Here is a 24,067-nt window from a genome sequence, read left to right as displayed (position 1 = left end):
CTTCAAGCCAACTGGCTTGTTGCACTGAGGTTCTGCTGAAACGCAGAGTTTTCCCACGGAGACTTAGAGCGGGCAGCGTTCATCTTCGTAACGGGAGTAATGGCGATATGCAGCGCCACCAGCGGCTCGGTGCCGGTGGGGCCATGCATCATCTGATTGGCGACCAGGCGTTGCGGCTCGGCGTTGCCGAACACGATGTGGCCTGTCAATTCGTAGCCTTTGCGGTGCGGGCCGACCAGGCTGAAGCCTGCGCAGATCAGCGGCAGGCCTTGGCCTCGGGCACCCACGAAAGTGCCAGTGGAAACATTACGGCTGGGGCCGGAGCCGGCCACCATGCAGGTGTACAGCAGGTCGACGCCTGCGGGCTTGTCTGCCCATTCGATGGCGAAACCTTCAATGAATTCGTCGCTGTCGGGCGCGCCGACCCAGCCCTCGCTGGAGCTCACTTCACCGCTGTTCTGCAGGTGGGCGGTGATGGCTACCGGCATCCCTGGTTGTTCGGTGGCGATGGCGGGTGCCGGCTCTGCGTTCGCGACCACGGCGAAGGTACGCATGATGGCGGGCGAGGTGTCGATGCGGTCAATGCGCAGGTCGATGGGTTCGATCACGTCGTCGAACATGTGATATTCGGTGATCAGCACGGTGGTGACACCGGCTTTCACGCGCGCGACGATCGTGTCGCCGAGCTTGCTCAGCATGTTCTTGCTGACGCCTTCGGCGGGGAAGAAGTCGATGGAGCCTTTGCCGAGTGGTGCTTGTTGTAAAGCAATGCACACCGGCTTGTTGGCCGGTGGCTGGGAGGCATAACGAAAGATATACATCCCTGGCTCGAGCAGCGTAACTCGAGAGCTTATTTTCAAGCCATCAAGGGTGTGTGAAGGCAAAGACATGGCCTTGTTAAGCTCCTTTTAAATCGAAACACCGGCAGCTAACTTGCTCAAACCTGTGCATGCACTAAACGGCCATTGGAGGCTCCCTGCGAAGGGCGAAGATGCAGGGATGTGAAAAAGTTGTCAACCAGCAAAGATAAAAAAAATTTCACGTTTTGTGGGAACCAAACGTTCTGTGTAGCGATCGCAGGGTGCAATGTGGGCATAAGGATCCATTTTGCACGACCGTTCTATCTTTGAAAAAAGTCATAAAAATCAAAGATTTGCGATGTTAAATTTTATTGGCGTCAATATTCTATCCTTTACGGGTTCTGCGCCGATCATTTCGTCGCCTGACCAGGGCTTATGGCGTTTCATGGTCGAATCATGGCAATTTGCTGTGTAAGTTAGCGATTGTCGACCGGCTGGCACGTATTGCTGCGCCCTTGGTGTCAGCTGTTACTAGCATCGTCATGTTTCATAAACAGGTTGTTTAAACGACAGTTCGTCGGCTCGTTACATTTCAATGTGGGCAATCAAGCACTCCGTGCAACCAAGTGGGTGTTACACTGCCGGCCGTTTTCGCACTTCTCAGTATGGATACCATGAGTTCTCTACCCGAAAATAACCTGCACGCCGCCCTCAAAGCCTGTAAAAGCAGCTTCCTTTCGGTCGGTTTCTTCAGCTTCTTCGTCAATGCCCTGATGCTGGTGCCCACCTTCTTCATGATCCAGGTGTCTGGCCGCGTCGTACCCTCCAGCAGCACCTCCACGTTGCTGATGCTGACCCTGATCCTGACCGTTCTGGTCGCGACCATGGGGGCGTTGGAGTGGGTGCGCTCGCGCATCATGGTGCGTATCAGCAACCGTCTGGATGTGATGCTGAGCCGCGATGTGTATCGGGCGAGCTTCAAGCGCGCCCTGACCAGCGGTGGCTCGGATGCCACTGCGCAGTCTCTGAACGATCTGACGTCGCTGCGCCAGTTCTTCACAGGCCCGGGGCTTTTTGCCTTTTTCGATGCGCCGTGGTTCCCCATCTACACGGCGGTAATGTTCCTGTTCCACCCTTGGTTCGGTTTCATGACACTTGCCTGCGGTGTGGTACTCACCGCCCTGGCTGTGGTTAACCACCGGGTGACCGGGAGCGCGTTGGCTACAGCGAACAAAGAGAACGTCGCCTCCAATGTCATCACCACCAAGACCCTGCGCAATGCCGAAGTCATCGAGTCGATGGGCATGCTGGAAACGCTGATGAACCGTTGGGCCAAGCGCCAGCGCAACATCATGCTGCTGCAGTCCGAGGCGAGCGACAAAGGCGGCATCGTCAGCTCGACTTCCAAGACTTTCCGTACCTGGTCGCAGTCGATCATGTTGGCGATCGGCGCCTATCTGGTGATTACCCATGAGATCAATCCGGGCCTGTTGATGGCTGGATCGCTGCTCCTGGGGCGGGCGCTGGCGCCGATCGACCAGATGATCGGCAGCTGGAAAGGCTTCGTTTCCGCCAAGGTCCAGTACGACCGCCTGAGCAAGGTGATGGACGACCTCAAAAAAGAGCCAGAGCGCATGCCGCTACCCGCTCCGCAAGGTCACATCCAGGTAGAAAACCTGATCGTAGCGCCACCGGGTGCCAAGGCCCCCGTCCTGCGCAGCATCAGTTTCGTGGTTCCCGCCGGCTCCATCGTCGGTATCGTCGGCCCCAGCGCCGCGGGCAAGTCCACACTGGTTCGCGCCTTGATGGGCATCTGGCCGGCGCAACATGGCGTGGTGCGCCTGGATGGTGCCGACATCGCCAGCTGGGACAAGCATGCCCTGGGCCCCTACGTGGGTTATCTGCCGCAAGACATCGAGCTGTTCGAAGGCAGCATCAGCGAGAACATCGCTCGGTTCGACAAGGTCGACCCGGAGAAGGTCGTGCAAGCCGCGCAATTGGCGGGCGTGCATGAGATGATCCTGATGCTCCCCGACGGCTACGACACGGTCATCGGCAGCGACGGCGTCAACCTGTCCGGCGGCCAGCGCCAGCGCATCGGCCTGGCCCGCGCTGTCTACGGCAGCCCGCGCCTGATCGTGCTGGACGAGCCCAACTCCAACCTGGATGACGTCGGTGAACGCGCGCTGGGCGTAGCCCTGCAAAAACTCAAGGAAAGCGGCGCCACCGTGTTCATCGTGTCGCACCGCCCGAACATCCTCACCCGGCTGGACCGCATCCTGGTGATGGCTAACGGCACGGTGTCGTTGTACGGCGAACGTGACCGTGTGATCGCCGAGCTGGCCGCGCAACAGGCCAAAGCCCAGCAGCGCGTCGCCCAGCCGGCCGCGCCGCAACCGCCAGCGGCCGCACCTGTCGCTCCACCTTCGGCTCCCCCCGCGGCGGCTGCCGCTGCGCCGGTCATTACGACCAGCACCGGCGCGTGAAAGGATTTCCAGATGAGCAGTAAAGCGATCACCACGTTCGACCACAATTTCGACGACATGCCCACCTCCGATCGCGGTATTCGCCGCGTCGGCCTGACCATCGTGTTCGTCACCTTCGGCATCTTTGGCACCTGGGCCGCGTTTGCGCCTTTGAGCAATGCCGTGCACGGCTCCGGCACCGTCACCGTGCAGAACTACCGCAAGACCGTACAGCACCTTGAAGGCGGCATCGTCAAGGAGCTGCTGGCCCGCGACGGTGACCTGGTAAAGCAGGGCGATCCGCTGATCGTGCTGGACGAGGCCCAGCTCAGTTCCGAGTACGAGTCCACCCGCAACCAGCTGATCGTGGCCCGCTATAAAGAAGCGCGGCTGCGCGCGGAGCGCGATGGCATGCAGGCCATTCCGGCGGTGACCATGAATGGTACCGATTCGGAGCGTGCCCTGGAGGCGCTGGCCGGTGAGCAGCAGGTGTTCAAGGCGCGGCGCGATTCGCTGCAGGGCGAGATCTCGGTCAACCGCGAGCGCATCGAGCAGATGAAGCAGCAGATCGTCGGCCTCAACGACATGATCCGCACCAAGCGTAATCTGGAGAAGTCCTATTCCGGTGAGATCAAGCAGCTCAGGGAGCTGTTGGCCGAGGGCTTCGTCGATAACCAGCGCCTGCTTGAGCAGGAGCGCAGGCTCGACATGCTCAAGACGGAAGTGGCGGACCACGAGTCGACCATTACCAAGACCAAGCTGCAGATCGGCGAGACCGAATTGCAGATCGTGCAGCTGGAAAAGAAGTTCGACGCCGATGTGGCCAAAGAGCTCTCCGATGTCCAGGCACAGGTTTTCGACCTGCAGGAAAAGGAAGCGGCCTTGCGTGATCGCCTGTCGCGCGTGGTGATCCGTGCGCCAGAGAGCGGCATGGTGCTGGACATGAAGGTGCACACCATCGGGGGTGTGGTCAGCGCGGCAACACCGCTGCTGGATATCGTGCCGGCGTCATCGGAGCTGGTGGTCGAGGCCAAGGTGGCACCCAAGGACATCGACCGGTTGGAGCTGGGCAAGACTGCCGACATTCGTTTCAGCGCCTTCAACCAGGCCACGACGCCGGTCATCGAAGGCAAGCTGACCCGTATCTCTGCCGACAGCCTGACCGAAGAGCGTAGCGGTGACGCCTACTACCTGGTGCGGGTCAAGGTCACCGAAGACGGCATGAAAAAACTCGGCAACCGCAAGCTGCAACCCGGCATGCCAGCCGAGGTCCTGATCAACGCAGGTGACCGCACGATGTTGCAGTACCTGCTGAAACCGGCGCGCAACATGTTTGCCGAATCGCTGATCGAGGAATGATTGTGCTGCGTTTGCTACCCGGTGTATTGATGTGCATGACCGCCTGGCAGGCGATGGCTGTCGAGTCTCGAAGCGAAGCGCCACGGGCTGTCGCTGCCTCGACCTACGCGCTGGACCTTGCCGGCCTGTATCGCGAAGCCCGTCTTGAGGACCCGCGCGTGCTCACGGCCTACGCCCGCGCGCGTTCTGCGGCAGAACAGCAACGTGAAGCCCTCGGTGGCTTGCTGCCGCAGGTGTCGGCCAACGCCAACTCCAGCCGCGTGCTGCGCAAGAATGAAACCACCCGTGACCTCTATAACAACGAAACCTACTCGCTCAGCCTGACCCAGTACCTGTACAACAAGCCGGCCTGGGAACGTTACCAGAAATCCAAGAGCGTCAAGGACCAGAAGGGGCAGCAGGCTGAAGATACCCTGGCCGAAGCGACCGTCGACCTGGCCAAGCGTTATTTCGTCGCCCTGGCTGCGGACGATGAGTTGGCCCTGGTGCAGGCTGAGCGCCGCGCCACGCAATTGAACCTCGACCGGGTCAGCATGATGTTCGACCGGCAGATGGCCAAGATCACCGACAAGCTCGACATGCAGGCGCGTGTCGATGCCCTGGCGGCGCAGGAGGTCGACGCGCGCAATCAGGTGCAGGTCAGCCGCGAGGCGTTGGCCGAGATCGTCGGGCGGCCGATCAACGAACCGCTGAGCCGGGTGCGCAATGATGTCGCGTTGCAGGCCCCGACGCGGCCGCTGCAGAGCTGGATCAGCCAGGCGATCGAAACCAACCCCTTGCTCAAGTCGTACCAGAGCGGTGCCGAAGCTGCCAACGCAGCGGTGCGAGAAGGCAAGGGCGAGCATTACCCGCAGCTGACCTTGAGTTTGAGTGCGCAGCAGAGCGACCAGGGCTACGACAACACCCAGGCGCCCCGCAGCGACAGCTATGTCGCCACCTTCGGGGTGCGCGTGCCCATCTACAGCGGCGGCTCCACCTCCGCGCGGGTACGCGGCCTTTACGATGAGCAACTGGCGGCTGAAGAACAGTTGGAAGGCATCCGCCGCCAGGTGGTGAAAGAAACCACCACGGCGTACCTCACTGCCCAGTCCAGCGTCGAGAAGATCCGTGCCAACCGCAACGCGCTGTCCTCGGCCCAGAAGTCCAGCGAGGCCTCGCAGAAGGCGTTCAGCTATGGCGTGGTCAATGCGGTGGACGTGCTGACCAGTGTACAGAACGAGTTCAAGGCCCGGCGCGACCTGTTGAAGTCGCAGTATGACTTCATTACCAACCTGTTCCTGCTCAATCGCTGGGCTGGGGAGTTGAATCAGGACAGTGTCGACAGTGTCAACGTGTGGCTCAGCCCAGTGCCCGAGAAGAGCCTGCCGGGTGGTGACGTGGCACGGCTTGACGCCAGTCGCTGAGCATCTCCGGGATAGGATCTCGTAAAGGGGCGGGTAGATTCAGAAGCTTCCTACGATGTAAGTTCTGGATTCGCTCGCCTTCCGAACTTATCCTACGGCGCCTGTCAAAAGGTGCCAGGTATGAGGTTGCCCTGATCTTGCCAAAGGGTAGTTTCTGCCAGTGTTCTTCCGGGCTTTTTTCAGAGTCGAGCAGACCGGGCAACAGATGTATACTCCGTCTTCGAACCCCAGAGCGCGCGGCAGGAATCGCCCGCGCCGGTCTCATCATCACACATGCCCGCACGGCACTATCGGAGTTGGTTAAGTCGCATGAAAGCAATCGTCACTGGGATCACTGGTCAAGACGGCGCCTACCTGGCGGAACTGCTGCTGGAGAAGGGCTATACGGTCTATGGCACCTATCGTCGCACCAGCTCGGTCAACTTCTGGCGCATTGAGGAACTGGGGATCCACACCAACCCCAACCTGCACCTGGTCGAGTACGACCTGACCGACCTGTCCGCCAGCATTCGCCTGCTGCAAACCACCGAAGCCACCGAGGTCTACAACCTCGCGGCGCAAAGCTTCGTTGGCGTGTCGTTCGAACAGCCGCTGACCACCGCCGAAATCACCGGCCTGGGCGCGGTGAACCTGCTCGAAGCCATCCGTATCGTCAACCCGAAAGTGCGCTTCTACCAGGCGTCCACCTCGGAGATGTTCGGCAAGGTCCAGGAAATTCCGCAGGTCGAAACCACCCCGTTCTACCCGCGCAGCCCTTACGGCGTGGCCAAGCTGTACGCTCACTGGATGACCATCAACTACCGTGAGTCGTACAACATCTTCGCCACCAGCGGCATCCTGTTCAACCACGAGTCGCCACTGCGCGGCCGTGAGTTCGTGACCCGCAAGATCACCGACTCGGTGGCCAAGATCAAACTCGGCCTGCTCGACAAGCTCGAACTGGGCAACCTCGACGCCAAGCGCGACTGGGGCTTCGCCAAGGAGTACGTCGAAGGCATGTGGCGCATGCTGCAGGCTGACGAGCCGGATACCTTCGTGCTGGCCACCAACCGTACTGAAACCGTACGTGACTTCGTTACCATGGCCTTCAAGGCCGTAGGCATCGAAATCCAATGGAGCGGCAAGGACGAGGCAGAGCAGGGCACCTGCGCCGCCACCGGCAAGGTTCTGGTTGTGATCAACCCGAAATTCTACCGCCCGGCCGAAGTGGAGCTGCTGATCGGCAACCCGGTCAAGGCCAAGGAAGTACTGGGTTGGGAGCCAAAAACCAGCCTCGAAGAGCTGTGCCGCATGATGGTCGAAGCCGACTTGCGTCGTAACGAAAAAGGGTTCTCGTTCTGATGCAAATGGCCAGCAAACGCGCACTCATCACAGGGATCCAGGGTTTCACCGGCCGCTACATGGCGGCCGAGTTGCGAGCCAGTGGCTATGAAGTGGTCGGTACGGGCAGCCAGGCGCTGGATGCCCCGGACTACTACCAGGTCGATCTCACCGACGGCCCGGGTGTGCGCGCATTGCTGGCCGAAGTGCAGCCGGATGTCATCGTGCATCTGGCTGCCATTGCGTTTGTCGGGCATGGGGCTGCCGATGCGTTCTACCAGGTCAATCTGGTGGGCACGCGCAACCTGCTCGAAGCCATCGCAGCCTGTGGCAAGACACCTGATTGCGTGTTGATTGCCAGCAGTGCCAATGTGTATGGCAATGTTTCCGAAGGGATGCTGGACGAGCAGACGTTGCCCGCACCGGCCAATGATTACGCAGTCAGCAAGCTGGCCATGGAATACATGGCCCGGCTGTGGTTCGACCGCCTGCCGATCGTCATCACGCGTCCCTTCAATTACACCGGTGTCGGGCAGGCAGAAAACTTCCTGCTGCCCAAGATCGTTTCGCATTTCCGCCGCCAGGCCGAAACCATCGAGTTGGGCAACCTCGACGTCTGGCGCGACTTCAGTGACGTGCGTGCGGTGGTCCAGGCTTATCGCGGTCTGATCGAAGCGCGCCCGCTGGGGCAGACGGTGAACGTCAGTTCCGGGCACACCCATTCGTTGCGCGAAGTCATTGCCAAATGTTCGGCCATTACCGGCCATTCGATCGACGTGCAGGTCAACCCTGCATTCGTGCGCGCCAACGAGGTGAAAACCCTGTGTGGCGACAATGCGCTGCTGCGCAAGCTGGTGCCGGGCTGGCAAACCCCATCGCTGGATGAAACCTTGGGTTGGATGCTTGCTGGTAAATGAAGCTCATTCTTTCTGTCGAGCCGATCCGCTTCCCGCTGACCGGCATAGGGCGCTATACCTACGAGCTGGCTTCACGGCTGCAACAGAGTAGCGAAGTTACCGACCTGCGGCTGTTCGCGGGCCGGCGCTTCCTGCCGGCGTTGCCCAAGCCATCCGATCAGTCCGATGCGGTTCACGGCTTCAAGCGTGTGGTGCAGAAGAACGCCTTGGCCGTCGAAGCCTATCGGCGGCTGATGCCCTACCTGCGCAAGCGCGCACTGCGCGGCTGCGAGGACTATCTTTACCACAGCCCGAACTATTACCTGCCGCCGTTCGCCGGCCGCAGCGTGGCGACCTTCCATGATTTGTCGCCGTTCACCTGGGCCCATTGCCATGCGCCGCAAATCGCGCGTTATCTGCAAAAAGAGCTGAAGCTCACGCTGGAGCGGGCCGATGCCTTGATCACCGACTCGCATTACACCCGCCAGGAGCTGGCCGATTACTTCGCCTGGCCCATCGAGCGGATTCATGCCGTGCCGTTGGCCAGTTCGCCTGAGTTTTACCCACGCAGCCCTGATCTGCTGCGCGAAACACTCGCGCGTCACGGGCTGCAGCCCGGTGGTTACAGCCTGTTCGTGGGCACCATCGAGCCGCGCAAGAACATCGAAACCTTGCTGGATGCGTACAGCCGGCTGCCGCTCCCGCTGCGTCAGCGCTGGCCGCTGATTCTCACCGGCTACCATGGCTGGCGGAGCGAGGCGATCCACGCACGCATTGCCCAGGCGCAACAGCAAGGATGGGCACGCTACCTGGGTTTCGCGGCCAGCGAAGACCTGCCGTTGCTGTTCGCCGGGGCGAGGCTGTTCACCTTCCCATCGCATTACGAAGGGTTTGGTTTGCCCGTGCTCGAAGCCATGAGTTCCGGGGTGCCGGTCGTGTGCTCCAACAGCTCGTCGCTGCCGGAAGTGGCAGGCGAAGCCGCCTTGATGTGCGCGCCTGATGATGTCGAGGGCCTGAGCGCATTGCTGCAGCGGGGGCTCGAGGATGAGGCCTGGCGTGCGGCGGCCGTGGTGCAGGGCCTGCGCCACGCCAGCGGGTTCTCGTGGGAGCGTTGCACGCAAGCCACCCTCGAGGTTTACCAGAAGGTCAGGGAAGGGCGATGATCAAGGTTCTGCACTTTTTCAAGACCTACTACCCCGACTCCATGGGCGGTATCGAACAGGTCATTTTCCAGATCGCCGAAGGTGGCCGCGCTCAGGGCATCGATTCGCAAGTGCTCTATCTCAGCCCTCGTGGTGCGGCGCGCAACGAGCCGGTGGCCAACCACCTGACCCACCGTGCCAAGCTGGATCTGCACGTCGCCTCCACCGGGTTTTCGCTGTCGGCGCTGAAGGACTTCACCGAACTTGCCAGGCAAGCGGACATCGTGCATTACCATTTCCCCTGGCCGTACATGGACCTGGTGCACTTCATCGCGAGGCTGAACAAACCGACCGTGGTGAGCTACCACTCGGATATCGTCAAGCAGAAGTGGCTGCTCAAGCTCTATCAGCCGTTGATGAACCGGTTTTTCTCCAGTGTCGACAGCGTTGTAGCGTCTTCGCCCAACTATGCCGCCCACAGCCCGGTATTGACGCACTTCAAAGACAAGGTCTCGATCATTCCCTATGGCCTTGACCGGTCGACTTACCCCAAAGCGTCCGCGCAAAAGCTGGCGTATTGGCGTGAGCGGCTGGGCGAGCGGTTCTTCCTGTTCGTCGGTGCGTTGCGCTACTACAAGGGCTTGGACTACCTGCTGCAGGCGGCAAAGCTCAACGGCTTGCCTGTGGTGATCATGGGTGGCGGCTTTCTCGAGGCGCAGTTGAAACAGCAAGCTGCCGACCTGGGCCTTGGCCATGTGCATTTCCTCGGCGGCCTGCCGGATGAAGATAAAGCGGCGCTGCTGGAGTTGTGCTACGGCTTCGTGTTCCCGTCGCACCTGCGTTCCGAGTCGTTTGGTATCTCGCTGCTGGAGGCGGCCATGTACGGCAAGCCGCTGATTTCCTGTGAAATGGGCTCGGGTACCACCTTCATCAACCTGGCCGACCAGACCGGGCTGGTGGTGCCGCCTCGCGATGGGCCGGCGCTGGCGCGGGCCATGCAACGCTTGTGGGACGAGCCCGGTTTGGCGCAGGCCATGGGCGCCGCAGCCTTGCAGCGCTTCGAGGCGGTGTTTACCGCGCCGGCGATGGCCGCTTCGTACGCCGAGCTGTACCGAAGCCTGCTGCAAGGCAAGTAATGCCTCTGGGTGCCAATCGCTGCGAGGTTAAACAGGCTGGATGACCACTCATGGATAGAAGAACCATTCTTGTCACCGGGGCCAATGGTTTCGTGGGCAGTGCGCTATGTCGGCAATTGGCGTTGCTGGATTGCCTGGCTCCTCGGGCAGCCGTGCGCGGCGCTGCAAGGGGCCCTGCCGAAGTGCCGACGGTCACCGTAGGCGATTTGGCCGCCTCGACCGACTGGAGCGCTGCGCTGGCCGGCGTCGATACCGTGGTACACACCGCCGCCCGGGTGCATGTCATGAAGGAAACTGCCGTCGACAGCCTGGCCGAATTCCGCCGGGTCAATGTCGAAGGCACGCTCAGCCTTGCCCGGCAGGCAGTTGCCGCTGGAGTCAGGCGTTTCATTTTCATCAGCTCGGTCAAGGTCAATGGCGAAGTCAGTCACCCTGGCCACCCCCTGAGCGCCGATGACGCTCAGATGCCGCTGGATGCTTACGGTATTTCCAAGCATGAGGCGGAGCAGGCGTTATGGCAGCTGGCGGTGTCCATGGCGATAGAGGTCGTGGTCATTCGCCCAGTGCTGGTATACGGCCCAGGCGTCAAAGCCAACTTCAACAGCATGATGCGCTGGGTAGCGCGTGGCGTGCCGTTGCCGTTGGGCGCTGTAGATAACCGCCGCAGCCTGGTTTCGGTGGATAACCTGGTTGATCTGGTGATTACCTGCATCGATCACCCGCAGGCCCGCAATCAGACGTTCATGGCCAGCGATGGCGACGATATCTCCTTGAGCCAGCTCTTGCGCGCCCTGGGCCGAGCGCTTGGCCGCCCGGCGCGCCTGCTGCCGGTACCGCCCGCGATCCTGCAGGGCGCGGCAACCTTGCTCGGCCGTCATGACCTGGCCCAGCGATTGCTCGGCTCGTTACAGGTGGACATCGCCAAGAATCAACGATTGCTGGGCTGGCAGCCGCCGTTCACGTTGCAGCAGGGGCTCAACGACACCGCTCGATCTTTTCTGGAAAACCAACGCACATGATCTGGCTGATTATCGCTGCTGGCCTTGTTTCGCTTGCCATGACCGCTGGGCTGCGTCGCTACGCGCTGTCCCGCAGCCTGCTGGACATTCCCAATGCTCGCAGCTCGCACACCCTGCCGACCCCCCGTGGCGGCGGCCTGGCGTTCGTCATTACCTTTCTGGGTGCCTTGCTGGCGCTGGGATGGAGCGGGGTGGTACCTGCGCCCATGCTGGTCGGCCTGCTCGGGGCCGGCGGCCTGGTTGCGCTGATCGGCTTCATGGACGACCACGGGCACATCGCCGCACGCTGGCGTCTGCTCGGCCATTTCGTGGCGGCGGCCTGGGGCTTGTACTGGCTTGGCGGCATGCCGGCCCTCAGCCTTTTCGGCGTGCAGCTTGATATTGCCTGGCTAAGTGCCATCCTAGGGGCGTTCTATCTGGTCTGGCTGCTCAACCTCTATAACTTCATGGACGGCATTGACGGCATCGCCAGTATCGAGGCGATCAGTGTATGCCTTGGTGGCTGCCTGTTGTACTGGATCACCGGCAATACCCAGGCGATCTGGCTGCCGTTGTTGTTGGCCGCGACAGTCGCGGGCTTTCTGGTCTGGAACTTTCCACCGGCGAAGATTTTCATGGGCGATGCCGGCAGTGGTTTTCTCGGCATCGTGTTGGGGCTGCTGGCTTTGCAGGCAGCCTGGATAAACCCGCTATTATTCTGGGGATGGTTAATACTTTTGGGTGTGTTCGTGGTAGATGCCACGTTCACCCTGGGTAGGCGATTGCTACGTGGCGAAAAAATCTATGAAGCCCATCGCAGCCACGCCTACCAGTACGCATCACGGCAATACGGCAGCCATCTGCCGGTGAGCCTGGCAGTGGCGGCCATCAACCTGGCCTGGTTGCTGCCGGTGGCGATTGCGGTGTTGTTGCTGAAGCTGGACGGTGCACTGGGAACCTTGGTTGCCTATGTGCCTCTTACACTGCTGGCGATCAACTATCGCGCAGGCAAATGTGAATAACATCGCCTAAAGGACTGGGCATCGTGCAATCGCGCTCGATGCGCGGTTTGGCTGATGGCCGCCGGGTCTCAGGATCGGGCCTTCAAGGTAAACAGGAGAACCGGATGAGTGATGCGAACAAAGACAGGCTACGCCAGTATCTGGTGAACCTGTCCCGACAGCAGAAGCGCCTTATACAAGTGTGCACTGACGTCGCGCTGATCTGGTTTGCGTTGTGGCTGTCATTCATCGTCCGTTTGGGCATCGATGAAATGTACAACCCGATCATCGAACATACCTGGCTGTTCCTGGCTGCGCCGGCAGTGGCCATTCCATTGTTCATCCGGTTTGGCATGTACCGCGCGGTGATGCGTTACTTCGGCAACGATGCGCTGGTTGCCATCATCAAGGCAGTGACATTGTCCGCTTTGATTCTGGCCGTGGTGGTTTACTGGTACAGCAACCATCAAGTCATCGTGCCGCGCTCGATCATTTTCAACTACTGGTGGTTGAGCCTGGTGATCATCGGTGGCTTGCGCCTGATCATGCGCCAGTACTTCCTGGGTGACTGGTTTACCGGTGCCCACCAGATTCCATTCGCCAACCGCGACGACGGCCTCATCAAGGTCGCCATCTATGGCGCAGGCACGGCCGGTAACCAGTTGCTGGCGGCTTTACGCATGGGCAGGGTGATGCGGCCTGTCGCGTTCATCGATGATGATGGCGACCTGGCCAACCGGGTCATCTCCGGCCTGCAGGTGTACAAGCCCAAACACCTTGCACAGATGATCAAGGAAAGCGGCGCCCAGGAAATCCTGCTGGCCCTGCCATCGGCTTCGCGTGCGCGACGCAAGGAGATTCTGGCGTTTCTCGAACCTTATCCGCTGCATGTGCGCAGTGTGCCGGCGTTTGCCGACCTGGCCAGTGGCCGGGTCAAGGTCGACGACATCCAGGATGTCGACATTGCCGACTTGCTCGGGCGCGATCCGGTGCCTGCGCAGGACAAACTGCTCTGGCGCTGCAACAAGAAGCAGACCGTGCTGGTCACCGGCGCAGGGGGGTCGATCGGCTCGGAGCTGTGCCGGCAGATCATCGGCCTGGAGCCCAAGACGTTACTGCTGTTCGATCACAGCGAATTCAACCTGTACAGCATCCTCACCGAGCTGGAGCAGCGCATCACCCGTGAATCGCTGTCAGTACAGTTACTGCCGATATTGGGCTCGGTGCGTAACCAGCAGCATCTGGCAGATGTGATGAGCACTTGGCGGGTAGACACCATCTATCACGCCGCAGCCTACAAGCATGTGCCGATGGTCGAACATAACGTTGCCGAGGGCATACTCAACAATGTGTTCGGTACGCTGTGCACTGCACAGGCCGCGCTGCAATCGGGTGTGGCCAACTTCGTGCTCATCTCGACCGACAAGGCAGTGCGCCCGACCAACGTGATGGGCAGCTCCAAGCGCCTGTCCGAGTTGGTCCTGCAAGCGCTGAGCCGTGAAGCCGCGCCGGTGATGTATGGCGACAGCAGCAAGATCTCCCGCGTCAACAAGACCCGCTTCACCATGGTGCGCTTTGGTAATGTGCTGGGTTCCTCTGGCTCGGTGATCCCGTTGTTCCACCAGCAGATCAAGGCTGGGGGCCCGCTGACGGTCACCCACCCGAAGATCACCCGGTATTTCATGACCATCCCCGAAGCTGCGCAATTGGTGATACAGGCAGGAGCGATGGGGCAGGGTGGCGATGTGTTCGTGCTGGACATGGGCGAGCCGGTGAAGATCGTCGAACTGGCCGAGAAAATGATCCACCTGTCGGGCTTCAGTGTGCGCAGTTCAAGCAATCCACAGGGCGATATTGCCATTGAATTCAGCGGCTTGCGGCCTGGTGAGAAGCTTTATGAAGAGCTGTTGATTGGCGATGACGTATCCCCGACGGCGCACCCGATGATCATGGCGGCCAACGAAGACTTCGTGGCCTGGGACCTGTTGCGCGAGCGTCTGGCCTCGTTGTTCAAGGCCGTGGCGGAGGATGATTTCACCCGAGTGCGGCAACTGCTGCGCGAGCTGGTCAGTGGCTACGCGCCGGAAGGTGAAATCGTTGATTGGGTGTACCAGCAACAGCGTCAAGACCGCTAGGTGCTCCTGCATTCGCTCGAATGTCTGGGTATCTTCCTACAGCTGATGTTTTGCAGCGCTGTCGGCCGTTGAATCTGGTTACCATTGACCTGTTCATCGTGCTTTATTCGTGGCCTTCGAGCCGCTAGTTTTACCGGGCAGCCAAGGAAACGCTGCCTTGTAATTCAGCCTCGAAGGAGTGTGCATCATGCGTAACACCGTTCTGTCCTATCTGTTCCTGCCATTATTCACCGGTCTGTCTTTTTCCCTCAGCGCAGCCCCGGCCAGCAACGTTCCTTTGGCCGAGCCACCCGCGCTGGTCAGCCAGGCGCAAACTTCCTCCACGCGGGTAAACCTGAACCAGGCAGACGCGCCAACGCTGCAACGCGAACTCAACGGCATCGGCAAAGCCAAGGCTGAGGCCATTGTCGCCTACAGAGAGGCAAATGGGCCCTTCGCTTCGGTGGATGAAATGCTGGAAATCAAAGGCATCGGCAATGCACTGCTTGAGCGCAATCGCGACAAGTTGATGGTGGAGTAGCGCTTGAACCGCTGGGGCCGGTAGCTATCACCGGTCCCAGTACCCAGAGCCTCAGCGATCCTGCGCATCCTTGGCATCCGCCTCGGCATTGCGTTCACGCACCTTGCGCAATTGCTCCTCCGTCAGCGGCAGCTTTTTCGCCGTATCACGCAACATCATCAGCCCGCCAACGATCGAGCCGAGGGCTATGATGAGTATCAGCCAGGCATACCAGGGCATTGTCGTTCTCCTGTGAACATCAGCGGCTTCGCTTGTATGAATGTTGAGCGATTGCCTTGACCGTTGGTTCAATTATAGGAGCCGCACCTGCGCAGGCCAATTCTCATGACCCACGGCCCCCAAAGCCTGCGCCACTTCGTTTACAATGCGCGCCGTTTACGACTTGCCAAGAGACCCCGACCATGTCCGCCTGCCAGACGCCCCTGATCGTCGCCCTGGATTTCCCTACCCGCGAAGCCGCCCTGAAACTGGCCGACCAGCTCGACCCTGCCCTGTGCCGGGTGAAGGTGGGCAAGGAGCTGTTCACCAGCAGCGCTTCGGGCATTGTCGAAACCCTGTGCGCCAAGGGCTTCGAGGTGTTTCTCGACCTCAAGTTTCACGACATCCCCAACACCACCGCCATGGCGGTGAAAGCAGCGGCCGAGATGGGCGTATGGATGGTCAATGTGCACTGCTCCGGGGGCCTGCGCATGATGTCGGCCTGCCGTGAAGAGCTGGCCAAGCGCAGCGGCCCGCAGCCGTTGCTGATTGGCGTTACCGTGCTGACCAGCATGGAGCGTGAGGACCTGGCCGGTATCGGCCTGGATGTCGACCCGCAGGAGCAGGTGCTGCGCTTGGCGGCGCTGGCCGAGAAGGCGGGCATGGACGGTCTGGTGTGCTCGGCACTGGAGGCTCCGGCGCTGAAAGCTGCGCATCCGTCGCTGCAGCTGGTCACACCGGGTATCCGCCCAGCCGGCAGTGCGCAAGATGACCAGCGCCGCATCCTGACGCCGCGTCAGGCACTGGATGCCGGCTCCGATTACCTGGTGATCGGTCGCCCGATCAGCCAGGCGGCTGACCCAGCGCAGGCGCTGGCGGCAGTGGTAGGCGAAATTCGCGGCTGATAGATATATCCAAAGTCTGCGGCAATCTCTGTGGGAGCGGGCTTGTCCCGCGAAGCAGGCGCCGCGCTGGATGGCACGGGCTTCGCCCGTGTTCGCGGGACAAGCCCGCTCCCACAGGTTAGGCGATGTCTACCGCAAGATGAAAAAGGGCCGACATGCAGTGCGCATGTCGGCCCTTTTTGTTGCCCTCGAATCAGGCAATGACCAACGGCGTAAACGACTTCACCAGATCATCCAGCGCCTTGATCTGCGCCAGGAACGGCTCCAGCTTGTCCAGCGGCAGCGCGCTCGGGCCGTCGCACTTGGCCTGGTCCGGGTTCGGGTGGGCCTCCAGGAACAGTCCAGCCAGGCCAACGGCCATGCCGGCACGCGCCAGGTCGACGACCTGCTCGCGGCGCCCGCCGGAAGCCGCGCCCGACGGGTCACGATTCTGCAGGGCGTGGGTCACGTCGAAAATGATCGGCAGGTCGTTGCAGGTGCGCTTCATCACGCCGAAGCCGAGCATGTCGACCACCAGGTTGTCGTAGCCCATGCAGGTGCCACGGTCACAGAGGATCAACTGGTCGTTCCCGGCTTCGTTGAATTTCTGCACGATGTTCTGCATTTGCGAAGGGCTGAGGAACTGCGGCTTCTTGATGTTGACCGGCTTGCCGGTCTTGGCCAAAGCGACTACCAGGTCAGTCTGGCGGGCCAGAAAAGCCGGCAGCTGCAGCACGTCGACCACTTCGGCAACCGGCGCGCACTGATGGATTTCGTGGACGTCGGTGATGATCGGCACGCCGAACTCGGCTTTCACCTTCTCCAAGATGCGCAGGCCTTCTTCCAGGCCTGGGCCACGGTAGGAGTGGATCGAGGAGCGGTTGGCCTTGTCGAAACTGGCTTTGAAGACGTAGGGGATGCCCAGTTTCTGAGTGACGCGCACGTACTCGGCGCAGGCCTTGAGGGCGAGGTCCTCGGACTCGAGGACGTTGATGCCGCCGAACAGGACGAACGGGGCGGTGTTGGAGCACTCGATGGTTGGGGTGATCTTGATCATGGTCTTCTCTGCAAATCCCTGTCACTGAATCAGTGGCGATGGGGAATCTTACAAGATCTCAGCTGCCTGTGCCGGCCCTTTCGCCGGGCCGGCACAGGCTTGACCGATCTTCAGACCTTCAACACCAACTTGCCGAAGTTTTCGCCACTGAACAATTTGAGCAAGGTTTCGGGGAAGGTCTCCAGGCCCTCGACCACATCTTCCTTGCTCTTGACCTTGCCGCTGGCCAGCCACCCGGCAATCTCCTGCGCCGCCTTGCCGTACTCCTTGGCATGGTCCATCACCACGAAGCCTTCCATCCGCGCCCGGTTGACCAGCAGCGCCAGGTAGTTGGCCGGGCCTTTGACCGCTTCCTTGTTGTTGTACTGGCTGATCGCGCCGCAGATGACGATGCGGGCCTTGAAGTTGATGCGGGTGAGTACGGCGTCGAGGATTTCGCCGCCGACATTGTCGAAGTACACGTCAACGCCCTTTGGGCATTCGCGCTTGAGGCCAGCGAGCACGTCTTCGGCCTTGTAGTCGATGACGCCGTCGAAACCAAGCTCTTCCTTGAGGTACTGGCACTTCTCAGCGCCCCCAGCAATGCCAACTACGCGGCAGCCTTTGAGCTTTGCGATCTGGCCGACAATGCTGCCGACCGCACCGGCGGCGCCGGAAATGACCACGGTGTCACCGGCCTTGGGCTGGCCGACGTCGAGCAGGGCGAAGTAGGCGGTCATGCCGGTCATGCCCAGGGCCGAGAGGTAGCGGGGCAGGGGCGCCAGGCTGGGGTCGATCTTGTGCAGGCCCTGGGGTTCGCCGGTGAAGTAGTCCTGCACGCCGAGGGCGCCACTGACGTGGTCGCCGGGTTTGTAGTCCGGGTGGCTGGAGGCGACCACTTCGCCGACGCCGAGGGCACGCATCACCTGGCCGAGGGCAACGGGTGGGATATACGACTTGCCTTCGTTCATCCAGCCACGCATGGCCGGGTCCAGTGACAGGTACAGGTTGCGCACCTGGATCTGACCATCGGCGGGGGTTTCGGCGGGCACGCTTTCAAAGGTGAAGTCGTCACGGCGCACGGCGCCGACCGGGCGTTTGGCGAGCAGGAAGCGGCGGTTGGTCTGGGGCATGGCGGGGTCCTTGTGGGCAGGAGGCATAAGTGGGCAATTTAACGCGGTGATGCCGGTTGGTCTGCAAAATCACTGGTAAGCATGGTAGCCCAACCGCTGGCCTGATGATGCTGCCCAGTTGGACGGTGGGCTGACTACTATTGTGCTGACCTCTTCGCGGGGCAAGCCCGCTCCCACAGGTCTGAAGAGATCTTCTGTGGGAGCGGGCTTGCCCCGCGAAGAGGCCGGTGCTGACAGCCCATGACCCTCAGGAGCAAGCAATGAGCATGACCTTTTCCGGCCAGGTAGCCCTGGTCACCGGCGGCGCGGCAGGCATTGGCCGGGAGACGGCATTGGCGTTCGCCCGTGAGGGCTTGAAGGTGGTGGTGGCCGACCTCGATCCGGTTGGCGGCGAGGCCACGGTCGCGCTCATTCAACAAGCCGGTGGCGAGGCGCTGTTCGTGGCCTGCGATGTCACTCGCGAGGCTGATGTGCGCCAGTTGCACGAGCGGGTCATTCAGGCCTATGACCGCCTGGATTATGCGTACAACAACGCCGGTATCGAGATCGAGCAGGGCCGCCTGGCCGAAGGCAGCGAGGCGGAGTTCGATGCCATCATGGGCGTCAACGTCAAAGGCGTGTGGCTGTGCATGAAGTACCAGCTGCCGTTGCTGCTGGCCCAGGGCGGTGGGGCGATCGTCAATACCGCATCGGTCGCCGGCTTGGGTGCAGCGCCGAAGATGAGCATCTACAGCGCTTCCAAGCATGCGGTGATCGGCCTGACCAAGTCGGCCGCCATCGAATACGCCAAGAAGGGCATTCGGGTGAATGCGGTGTGCCCGGCGGTAATCGACACCGACATGTTCCGCCGGGCCTATGAGGCCGACCCGCGCAAAGCCGAGTTTGCCGCGGCGATGCACCCGGTCGGGCGCATTGGCAAGGTCGAGGAAATCGCCAGCGCGGTGCTGTATCTGTGCAGTGACGGCGCCGCGTTCACCACCGGGCACAGCCTGACGGTGGATGGTGGGGCTACTGCAATCTGAGTGATTCGCTGCGGGTGCTGTCGCGGGCGGATACCAGCAAGGCCAGCGCGACAGCTGCACACCCCAGCAGCAGGACACCGCCGAACACCAGCAATGCCATCTCTGTCCCCAGCCGATCACTCAATACCCCGGTGAAGATCACCGGGACGCTGAACCCCAGGTAGGCGAGCAGGAAGAATCCGGCACTGGCCCGGGTCTTCTCGCTGCCCGCCAGCTGGTTCACCGCCGCCAGCCCGCCCAGGTAGATGAATCCGTAGCAGGCGCTGCTGGCTGCCACGGCGCCCAGCAGTACGGCACCCAGATGCCCTGCATTGGCGCCCCAGGCCAGCAGCGCGTAGCTGCTCGGCAGGATCGCCATGCCCAAAAGCGTGGCTTTCTTGCTGGGTAGGCGCCGGGCCAGGGGCTGGAACAGCAGGCCGCAACTGGTGACGCAGAAGGTCGAGAAGCCCGACCAGGCGCTCAGGCCATGCTCGCGCAGTATGCCCGGCAGCAAGGCGATGACCAGGCCGGTGCCAGCCCAGGCCAGGAGAATGGCCAAGCCATACACCACGCTGCCAGGAGGGTAGAAAGGCAGGCGCAGCATGGCGCCACGTTGTGCCGGGCGTGGGTCGGGCAGGCGCCAGGCCAGTACCAGGGCGATGCCGGCCAGCAGCAGTTGCAGGTGGAAACTGCCTGGCGTCAGGCTTGGCCCGCGCAGCAGAAACAGGCTGGTCAGCGCTGCGCCAAGGCCAAAACCCAATGATGTGCTGGCGGTAACCCAGTTGGCGGCGCGGGCGCTGCAGTCGCCACCCATCAACTCGCCCATGTAGGCCGTGGCTGTGGCTGTGGCCAGGCCCGTGCCCAGGCCCAGCACCAGTCGCGCCAGAGCCAAGGTCTCAAGGCCTGGCGCCAGCAGCATGAGCAGGGTCGCCAGCATCGACAGCAGCAGTGCGGCGATGATCAGCGGCCGTCGCCCGACCAGGTCGGCCAGGCCGCCCAGGGCCAGCAGCACTGGGAGCACCCCGACCACGTAAGCGGAGAAGGCCACCGCGGTGGCGGCGGCGCCTTGGCCGGAGAGGTCGGCGTAGGCGATGTAGAGCGGGGCCTGCAGGTTGACTGCCAGGGTGATCAGGCACAGGGCGAAGGCCAGCAGGGCGGGGTTGGTGCTCGGGGGCATGGGTTGATCCTGGTTTTTTAGGAGACAGTGCCGGCCCTTTCGCGGGGCAAGCCCGCTCCCACAGGGGATCTCCACACACCCTGTGGGAGCGGGCTTGCCCCGCGAAAGGGCCGGTACTGCCCACAGTGCTGCCAGGCCGATCCCTCAACAAGGCACACCTCCCAGCCATTTATGCTTAACTGTTCGCTCAAAACTACCAAACACTGAAGCCATGCACCTGCCTCTAGACCGCCAAAGCCCAATCCCCCTGGTCCAGCAGCTCACCGACCACCTGCAAGCCTGGATCGAACACCAGCGTCTGCGCCCCGGCGCACGCTTGCCATCGATCCGTGCCCTGGCCCGCGATCAGGCCGTCAGTGCCTCCTGCGTGATCGAAGCCTACGACCGTCTGGTCGCCAGTGGTTGGCTAGAGGCCCGCCACGGCACCGGCTTCTTCGTCGCTGAACGCAAACCCGGCTTGGCCGCGGACGATACGCCCGCCTGGGGCGAAGCCAGTGACGGCAGCTGGCGCCAATTCCGCGAAGGCCATGACCAGTTGCTCAAGCTCGGTTGCGGCTGGCTGCCCAGCGCCTGGCGCGCGGATACCGAACTGGCCCAGGCCATCCGCCAGGTCAGCCGCGGCAACCCGCAGGACCTGTTCGACTACTGCCCGCCCCAGGGCCTGGCCAGCCTGCGCCTGCAACTGCACAAGCGCCTGGCGCGCCTGGACATCGCCGCCGACCCCGAACACATCCTCACCACCCAGGGCGCCAGCCATGCCCTCGACCTGCTGGTGCGCACGCTGCTGCGCCCCGGCGACACGGTGCTGGTGGAAAACCCCGGCTACTACAACCTGTACAACCTGCTGCGCCAGCATCAGGTGCGCATGCTGCCGGTACCGCGCACGGTGGCCGGGCCGGATACAGTCGTGCTCGAACGCCTGCTGGCCGAGCACCGGCCGCGCTGCCTGTTCGTCAACAGCCTCTATCAGAACCCGACCGGGACGAGCCTGACGCCCAAGGTGGCTTACCGCCTGCTGGAGCTGGCCCGTGAGCATGACCTGCGCATCGTCGAGGATGATATCTACGCCGACTTCCAGGAAGGGCCGGCCACGCGCCTGGCTACCCTCGACAGTGAGCAGCGGGTGATCTACATGGCCAGTTTTTCCAAGACGCTGAGCAGCTCGCTACGGGTCGGTTACCTGGTGGCGGAACCGCCGCTGCTGGCGCAACTGGCCGAGCTGAAAATGGTCAGCGGCATCGGCACCTCGCGCTTCGCCGAGCAGGTGGTGGGGCAGATGCTGGTCAACGGCAGTTACCGCAAGAGCACGCAGCGGTTGAGAGGGCGGTTGGCCCAGCACATGGCCAAGCTGCTTGGGCAGCTCGAACAGTACGGTTGGCAAGTGTTCTGCGAGCCCTACGGCGGCATGTTCGTTTGGGCGCGTGTGCCGGGGCGCGACTTCGCCCGCCTTGAACAGCTGGCCTTGCAACATGAGGTGCTGCTCACCCCCGGCAGTGCCTTCGACTTCGAAGGCGCCGGCAGCGAGTGGCTGCGTATCAATGTTGCCTATGGGCAGGATTCCCGTGCCCAGGCTTTCTTGCAGCAGGCAGGGAAGTGAGGGGCAGGCGTGGAATCAATCCACGCCGACGAAGCCACCCGTCTGGTGGTGCCACAAGCGGGCATACAGCCCTTGTTGTTCCAGCAATTCGCTGTGGCTGCCGCTCTCCACGACATGCCCCTGATCCAGCACCACCAGGCGGTCCATCCGCGCGATGGTCGAGAGCCGGTGGGCGATGGCGATAACGGTCTTGCCTTGCATCAGGGTTTCCAGGCTTTCCTGAATCGCCGCTTCGACTTCCGAATCCAGCGCCGAGGTCGCTTCGTCCATGATCAGGATCGGCGCGTTCTTCAGCAGCACCCGGGCGATCGCGATGCGCTGGCGCTGCCCGCCAGACAGCTTGACCCCGCGCTCACCCACATGCGCATCCAGGCCGGTGCGCCCTTGGGCGTCCGACAATTGCGGAATGAATTCGTCCGCACGTGCCCGGCGTATCGCTTCGTGTAGTTCAGCCTCGCTTGCATCAGGGCGGCCGTAGAGCAGGTTGTCGCGAATCGAGCGGTGCAGCAGTGAGGTGTCCTGAGTGATCATGCCGATCTGCGCGCGCAGGCTGGCCTGGGTCACGTCGGCGATGTCCTGGCCATCGATCAGAATGCGCCCACCTTGCACGTCATAAAGGCGCAACAGCAGGTTGACCAAAGTCGACTTGCCGGCGCCGGACGGGCCGATCAGGCCGATTTTCTCGCCAGGGCGGATATCCAGGTTGAGCGCTTCGATGACGTTGCGCGCCTTGCCGTAATGGAAGTCGACGTCGTCGAAACGCACCGCGCCTCGGGTGACTTTCAGCGGCTGGGCGTTGGCCTTGTCTGAGACGGTCACGGGCTGGGCAATGGTCTGCAGACCGTCCTGGACCATGCCGATGTTTTCGAAGATGCCGTTGACTACCCACATGATCCAGCCCGACATGTTGACGATGCGGATCACCAGGCCAGTGGCCAAAGCAATGGCGCCCACAGTGATCAGCGATTGGCTCCACAGCCACAGCGCCAGGCCCGTGGTGGTGACCACCAGCAAGCCGTTGAGGGTGGTGATGACCACGTCCATGCTGGTGATCACCCTCGATGCCAGCTGGGTTTTTTCGGTCTGTTCGCGAATCGCTTCACGGGCGTACTGCTGCTCGTAGTCGGTGTGGGCGAACAGCTTGAGCGTGGCGATGTTGGTGTAGCCGTCGACGATGCGCCCCATCAATTTGGATCGGGCATCGGAAGAAATCACCGAGCGTTCCTTCACCCGTGGCACGAAGTAGAACAGCGCGGCGACATAGGCTGCAATCCACACCAGCAACGGCAGCATCAGCCGCCAGTCGGCCTCGGCGAACAGCACCAGCGAGGTGATCGCGTAGATCAGTACGTGCCACAACGCATCCACTGCCTGCACCGCCGAGTCGCGCAGCGAGTTGCCGGTCTGCATGATGCGCTGGGCAATGCGCCCGGCGAAGTCGCTCTGGAAGAAGTTCAAGCTCTGCTTGAGCACGTAGGTGTGGTTCTGCCAGCGGATCAGGCTGGTCATGCCGGGGTTGATGGTCTGGTGCACCAGCAGGTCGTGCAGGCCGAAGAAGATCGGCCGCAGCAGCAGGATCACCACCAGCATCCAGATCAGCTCGCCGCTGTGCTCGCTGAAGAAATTGGCGTTGGGCGTGCCCTGGGCCAGGTCGATGATGCGGCTGAGGTAGCTGAACATCGCCACCTCGATCAGCGAGGCGAACAGGCCGACCACCAGCAGGGCGAGGAAACTTGGCCACACCTGGCGAAGGTAGTAGAGGTAGAACGGCCACACCTGGGTGGGCGGCGACTCGCTGGGCGCGTCGCGGAAAATGTCGATCAGTTGCTCGAAACGGCGGTACAGCATGGGTGACAACACTCCTGT

The 24,067-nt window shown here is 61.8% G+C and carries 20 protein-coding genes; 14 read left to right on the top strand and 6 right to left on the bottom strand.

What is annotated here, in order from left to right:
* Window positions 1-2: 2 nt before the first annotated feature.
* A complete protein-coding gene (locus ACIPZF_RS19875; protein WP_400802503.1) occupies window positions 3-884 on the bottom strand; it encodes a hypothetical protein in 882 nt (293 codons plus the stop codon).
* Window positions 885-1,474: 590 nt separating this feature from the next.
* Here ACIPZF_RS19875 and ACIPZF_RS19870 point away from each other — a divergent pair.
* The 11 genes from ACIPZF_RS19870 (at window position 1,475) to ACIPZF_RS19820 (ending at window position 15,175) form a co-directional block, all read left to right on the top strand.
* Window positions 1,475-3,286, top strand: a complete 1,812-nt coding sequence (locus ACIPZF_RS19870) for a type I secretion system permease/ATPase (protein ID WP_400802335.1) — start codon at window positions 1,475-1,477, stop codon at window positions 3,284-3,286.
* A gap of 12 nt (window positions 3,287-3,298) precedes the next feature.
* A complete protein-coding gene (locus tag ACIPZF_RS19865) occupies window positions 3,299-4,624 on the top strand; it encodes an HlyD family type I secretion periplasmic adaptor subunit (protein ID WP_400802334.1) in 1,326 nt (441 codons plus the stop codon).
* Window positions 4,625-4,659: 35 nt separating this feature from the next.
* Window positions 4,660-6,027 (top strand): TolC family outer membrane protein, encoded by a 1,368-nt coding sequence (locus ACIPZF_RS19860; protein ID WP_400802501.1) that lies wholly within the window; start codon window positions 4,660-4,662, stop codon window positions 6,025-6,027.
* 309 nt (window positions 6,028-6,336) lie between these two features.
* Window positions 6,337-7,368 carry a GDP-mannose 4,6-dehydratase gene (gene gmd, locus ACIPZF_RS19855; protein ID WP_400802332.1) on the top strand — a complete coding sequence of 344 codons (1,032 nt, stop codon included), beginning with the start codon at window positions 6,337-6,339 and terminating at the stop codon, window positions 7,366-7,368.
* Entirely contained in the window at window positions 7,368-8,264 is an 897-nt protein-coding gene (locus ACIPZF_RS19850) for a GDP-mannose 4,6-dehydratase (RefSeq protein WP_400802330.1), read from the top strand. Before gmd ends, ACIPZF_RS19850 begins: the two co-directional genes overlap by 1 nt.
* On the top strand, window positions 8,261-9,406 hold the full coding sequence (locus tag ACIPZF_RS19845; protein ID WP_400802328.1) for a glycosyltransferase family 4 protein: 1,146 nt from the start codon (window positions 8,261-8,263) through the stop codon (window positions 9,404-9,406). The genes ACIPZF_RS19850 and ACIPZF_RS19845 overlap by 4 nt, the downstream gene beginning before the upstream one ends.
* The gene (locus ACIPZF_RS19840; protein WP_400802327.1) at window positions 9,403-10,521 is read left to right on the top strand and encodes a glycosyltransferase; all 1,119 of its coding nucleotides are present in this window, start codon (window positions 9,403-9,405) and stop codon (window positions 10,519-10,521) included. The genes ACIPZF_RS19845 and ACIPZF_RS19840 overlap by 4 nt, the downstream gene beginning before the upstream one ends.
* Before the next feature lie 50 nt (window positions 10,522-10,571).
* Entirely contained in the window at window positions 10,572-11,540 is a 969-nt protein-coding gene (locus tag ACIPZF_RS19835) for a UDP-glucose 4-epimerase family protein (protein WP_400802325.1), read from the top strand.
* Window positions 11,537-12,541, top strand: coding sequence for a glycosyltransferase family 4 protein (locus ACIPZF_RS19830; RefSeq protein WP_400802323.1), 1,005 nt, complete (start codon window positions 11,537-11,539; stop codon window positions 12,539-12,541). The genes ACIPZF_RS19835 and ACIPZF_RS19830 overlap by 4 nt, the downstream gene beginning before the upstream one ends.
* 104 nt (window positions 12,542-12,645) lie before the next feature.
* Window positions 12,646-14,655 carry a polysaccharide biosynthesis protein gene (locus ACIPZF_RS19825; RefSeq protein ID WP_400802322.1) on the top strand — a complete coding sequence of 670 codons (2,010 nt, stop codon included), beginning with the start codon at window positions 12,646-12,648 and terminating at the stop codon, window positions 14,653-14,655.
* Window positions 14,656-14,842: 187 nt separating this feature from the next.
* Window positions 14,843-15,175 (top strand): ComEA family DNA-binding protein, encoded by a 333-nt coding sequence (locus ACIPZF_RS19820; RefSeq protein ID WP_400802321.1) that lies wholly within the window; start codon window positions 14,843-14,845, stop codon window positions 15,173-15,175.
* 51 nt (window positions 15,176-15,226) lie between these two features.
* Here the strand turns inward: ACIPZF_RS19820 and ACIPZF_RS19815 are convergent, their stop codons facing one another.
* The gene (locus tag ACIPZF_RS19815; RefSeq protein WP_008089871.1) at window positions 15,227-15,394 is read right to left on the bottom strand and encodes a DUF2897 family protein; all 168 of its coding nucleotides are present in this window, start codon (window positions 15,392-15,394) and stop codon (window positions 15,227-15,229) included.
* Between the two features lie 182 nt (window positions 15,395-15,576).
* On the opposite strand from ACIPZF_RS19815, the gene pyrF reads away from it, so the two are divergent.
* On the top strand, window positions 15,577-16,278 hold the full coding sequence (gene pyrF, locus ACIPZF_RS19810; protein ID WP_400802319.1) for an orotidine-5'-phosphate decarboxylase: 702 nt from the start codon (window positions 15,577-15,579) through the stop codon (window positions 16,276-16,278).
* 193 nt (window positions 16,279-16,471) lie between these two features.
* Here the strand turns inward: pyrF and kdsA are convergent, their stop codons facing one another.
* Window positions 16,472-17,314, bottom strand: a complete 843-nt coding sequence (gene kdsA, locus ACIPZF_RS19805; protein ID WP_400802317.1) for a 3-deoxy-8-phosphooctulonate synthase — start codon at window positions 17,312-17,314, stop codon at window positions 16,472-16,474.
* Window positions 17,315-17,424: 110 nt separating this feature from the next.
* On the bottom strand, window positions 17,425-18,426 hold the full coding sequence (locus tag ACIPZF_RS19800) for an NADP-dependent oxidoreductase (RefSeq protein ID WP_400802315.1): 1,002 nt from the start codon (window positions 18,424-18,426) through the stop codon (window positions 17,425-17,427).
* Between the two features lie 260 nt (window positions 18,427-18,686).
* On the opposite strand from ACIPZF_RS19800, the gene ACIPZF_RS19795 reads away from it, so the two are divergent.
* Window positions 18,687-19,448, top strand: a complete 762-nt coding sequence (locus ACIPZF_RS19795) for an SDR family oxidoreductase (RefSeq protein ID WP_400802314.1) — start codon at window positions 18,687-18,689, stop codon at window positions 19,446-19,448.
* On the opposite strand, the gene ACIPZF_RS19790 is transcribed toward ACIPZF_RS19795, so the two are convergent.
* On the bottom strand, window positions 19,435-20,604 hold the full coding sequence (locus ACIPZF_RS19790; protein WP_400802313.1) for an MFS transporter: 1,170 nt from the start codon (window positions 20,602-20,604) through the stop codon (window positions 19,435-19,437). The two genes, ACIPZF_RS19795 and ACIPZF_RS19790, sit on opposite strands and share 14 nt — an antisense overlap.
* A 211-nt stretch (window positions 20,605-20,815) precedes the next feature.
* On the opposite strand from ACIPZF_RS19790, the gene ACIPZF_RS19785 reads away from it, so the two are divergent.
* The gene (locus tag ACIPZF_RS19785) at window positions 20,816-22,201 is read left to right on the top strand and encodes a PLP-dependent aminotransferase family protein (protein WP_400802311.1); all 1,386 of its coding nucleotides are present in this window, start codon (window positions 20,816-20,818) and stop codon (window positions 22,199-22,201) included.
* A gap of 15 nt (window positions 22,202-22,216) precedes the next feature.
* Here the strand turns inward: ACIPZF_RS19785 and ACIPZF_RS19780 are convergent, their stop codons facing one another.
* Window positions 22,217-24,049 (bottom strand): ABC transporter ATP-binding protein, encoded by a 1,833-nt coding sequence (locus ACIPZF_RS19780; RefSeq protein ID WP_400802310.1) that lies wholly within the window; start codon window positions 24,047-24,049, stop codon window positions 22,217-22,219.
* Window positions 24,050-24,067: the final 18 nt, after the last annotated feature.

This window comes from Pseudomonas sp. NPDC089752 (assembly GCF_044748725.1).
Classification (GTDB): domain Bacteria; phylum Pseudomonadota; class Gammaproteobacteria; order Pseudomonadales; family Pseudomonadaceae; genus Aquipseudomonas.
Note: the sequence above shows the minus strand (reverse complement) of the source record. Positions and strands in the feature narration are given on the sequence as shown.

What these genes read in the sequence shown, in the direction of transcription:
- ACIPZF_RS19870 (WP_400802335.1), top strand. Translation starts at nt 1,475, where the DNA reads ATGAGTTCTCTACCCGAAAATAACCTGCACGCCGCCCTCAAAGCCTGT.
- ACIPZF_RS19865 (WP_400802334.1), top strand. Translation starts at nt 3,299, where the DNA reads ATGAGCAGTAAAGCGATCACCACGTTCGACCACAATTTCGACGACATG.
- ACIPZF_RS19860 (WP_400802501.1), top strand. Translation starts at nt 4,660, where the DNA reads ATGACCGCCTGGCAGGCGATGGCTGTCGAGTCTCGAAGCGAAGCGCCA.
- gmd (WP_400802332.1), top strand. Translation starts at nt 6,337, where the DNA reads ATGAAAGCAATCGTCACTGGGATCACTGGTCAAGACGGCGCCTACCTG.
- ACIPZF_RS19850 (WP_400802330.1), top strand. Translation starts at nt 7,368, where the DNA reads ATGCAAATGGCCAGCAAACGCGCACTCATCACAGGGATCCAGGGTTTC.
- ACIPZF_RS19845 (WP_400802328.1), top strand. Translation starts at nt 8,261, where the DNA reads ATGAAGCTCATTCTTTCTGTCGAGCCGATCCGCTTCCCGCTGACCGGC.
- ACIPZF_RS19840 (WP_400802327.1), top strand. Translation starts at nt 9,403, where the DNA reads ATGATCAAGGTTCTGCACTTTTTCAAGACCTACTACCCCGACTCCATG.
- ACIPZF_RS19835 (WP_400802325.1), top strand. Translation starts at nt 10,572, where the DNA reads ATGGATAGAAGAACCATTCTTGTCACCGGGGCCAATGGTTTCGTGGGC.
- ACIPZF_RS19830 (WP_400802323.1), top strand. Translation starts at nt 11,537, where the DNA reads ATGATCTGGCTGATTATCGCTGCTGGCCTTGTTTCGCTTGCCATGACC.
- ACIPZF_RS19825 (WP_400802322.1), top strand. Translation starts at nt 12,646, where the DNA reads ATGAGTGATGCGAACAAAGACAGGCTACGCCAGTATCTGGTGAACCTG.
- ACIPZF_RS19820 (WP_400802321.1), top strand. Translation starts at nt 14,843, where the DNA reads ATGCGTAACACCGTTCTGTCCTATCTGTTCCTGCCATTATTCACCGGT.
- ACIPZF_RS19815 (WP_008089871.1), bottom strand. Translation starts at nt 15,394, where the DNA reads ATGCCCTGGTATGCCTGGCTGATACTCATCATAGCCCTCGGCTCGATC.
- pyrF (WP_400802319.1), top strand. Translation starts at nt 15,577, where the DNA reads ATGTCCGCCTGCCAGACGCCCCTGATCGTCGCCCTGGATTTCCCTACC.
- kdsA (WP_400802317.1), bottom strand. Translation starts at nt 17,314, where the DNA reads ATGATCAAGATCACCCCAACCATCGAGTGCTCCAACACCGCCCCGTTC.
- ACIPZF_RS19800 (WP_400802315.1), bottom strand. Translation starts at nt 18,426, where the DNA reads ATGCCCCAGACCAACCGCCGCTTCCTGCTCGCCAAACGCCCGGTCGGC.
- ACIPZF_RS19795 (WP_400802314.1), top strand. Translation starts at nt 18,687, where the DNA reads ATGAGCATGACCTTTTCCGGCCAGGTAGCCCTGGTCACCGGCGGCGCG.
- ACIPZF_RS19790 (WP_400802313.1), bottom strand. Translation starts at nt 20,604, where the DNA reads ATGCCCCCGAGCACCAACCCCGCCCTGCTGGCCTTCGCCCTGTGCCTG.
- ACIPZF_RS19785 (WP_400802311.1), top strand. Translation starts at nt 20,816, where the DNA reads ATGCACCTGCCTCTAGACCGCCAAAGCCCAATCCCCCTGGTCCAGCAG.
- ACIPZF_RS19780 (WP_400802310.1), bottom strand. Translation starts at nt 24,049, where the DNA reads ATGCTGTACCGCCGTTTCGAGCAACTGATCGACATTTTCCGCGACGCG.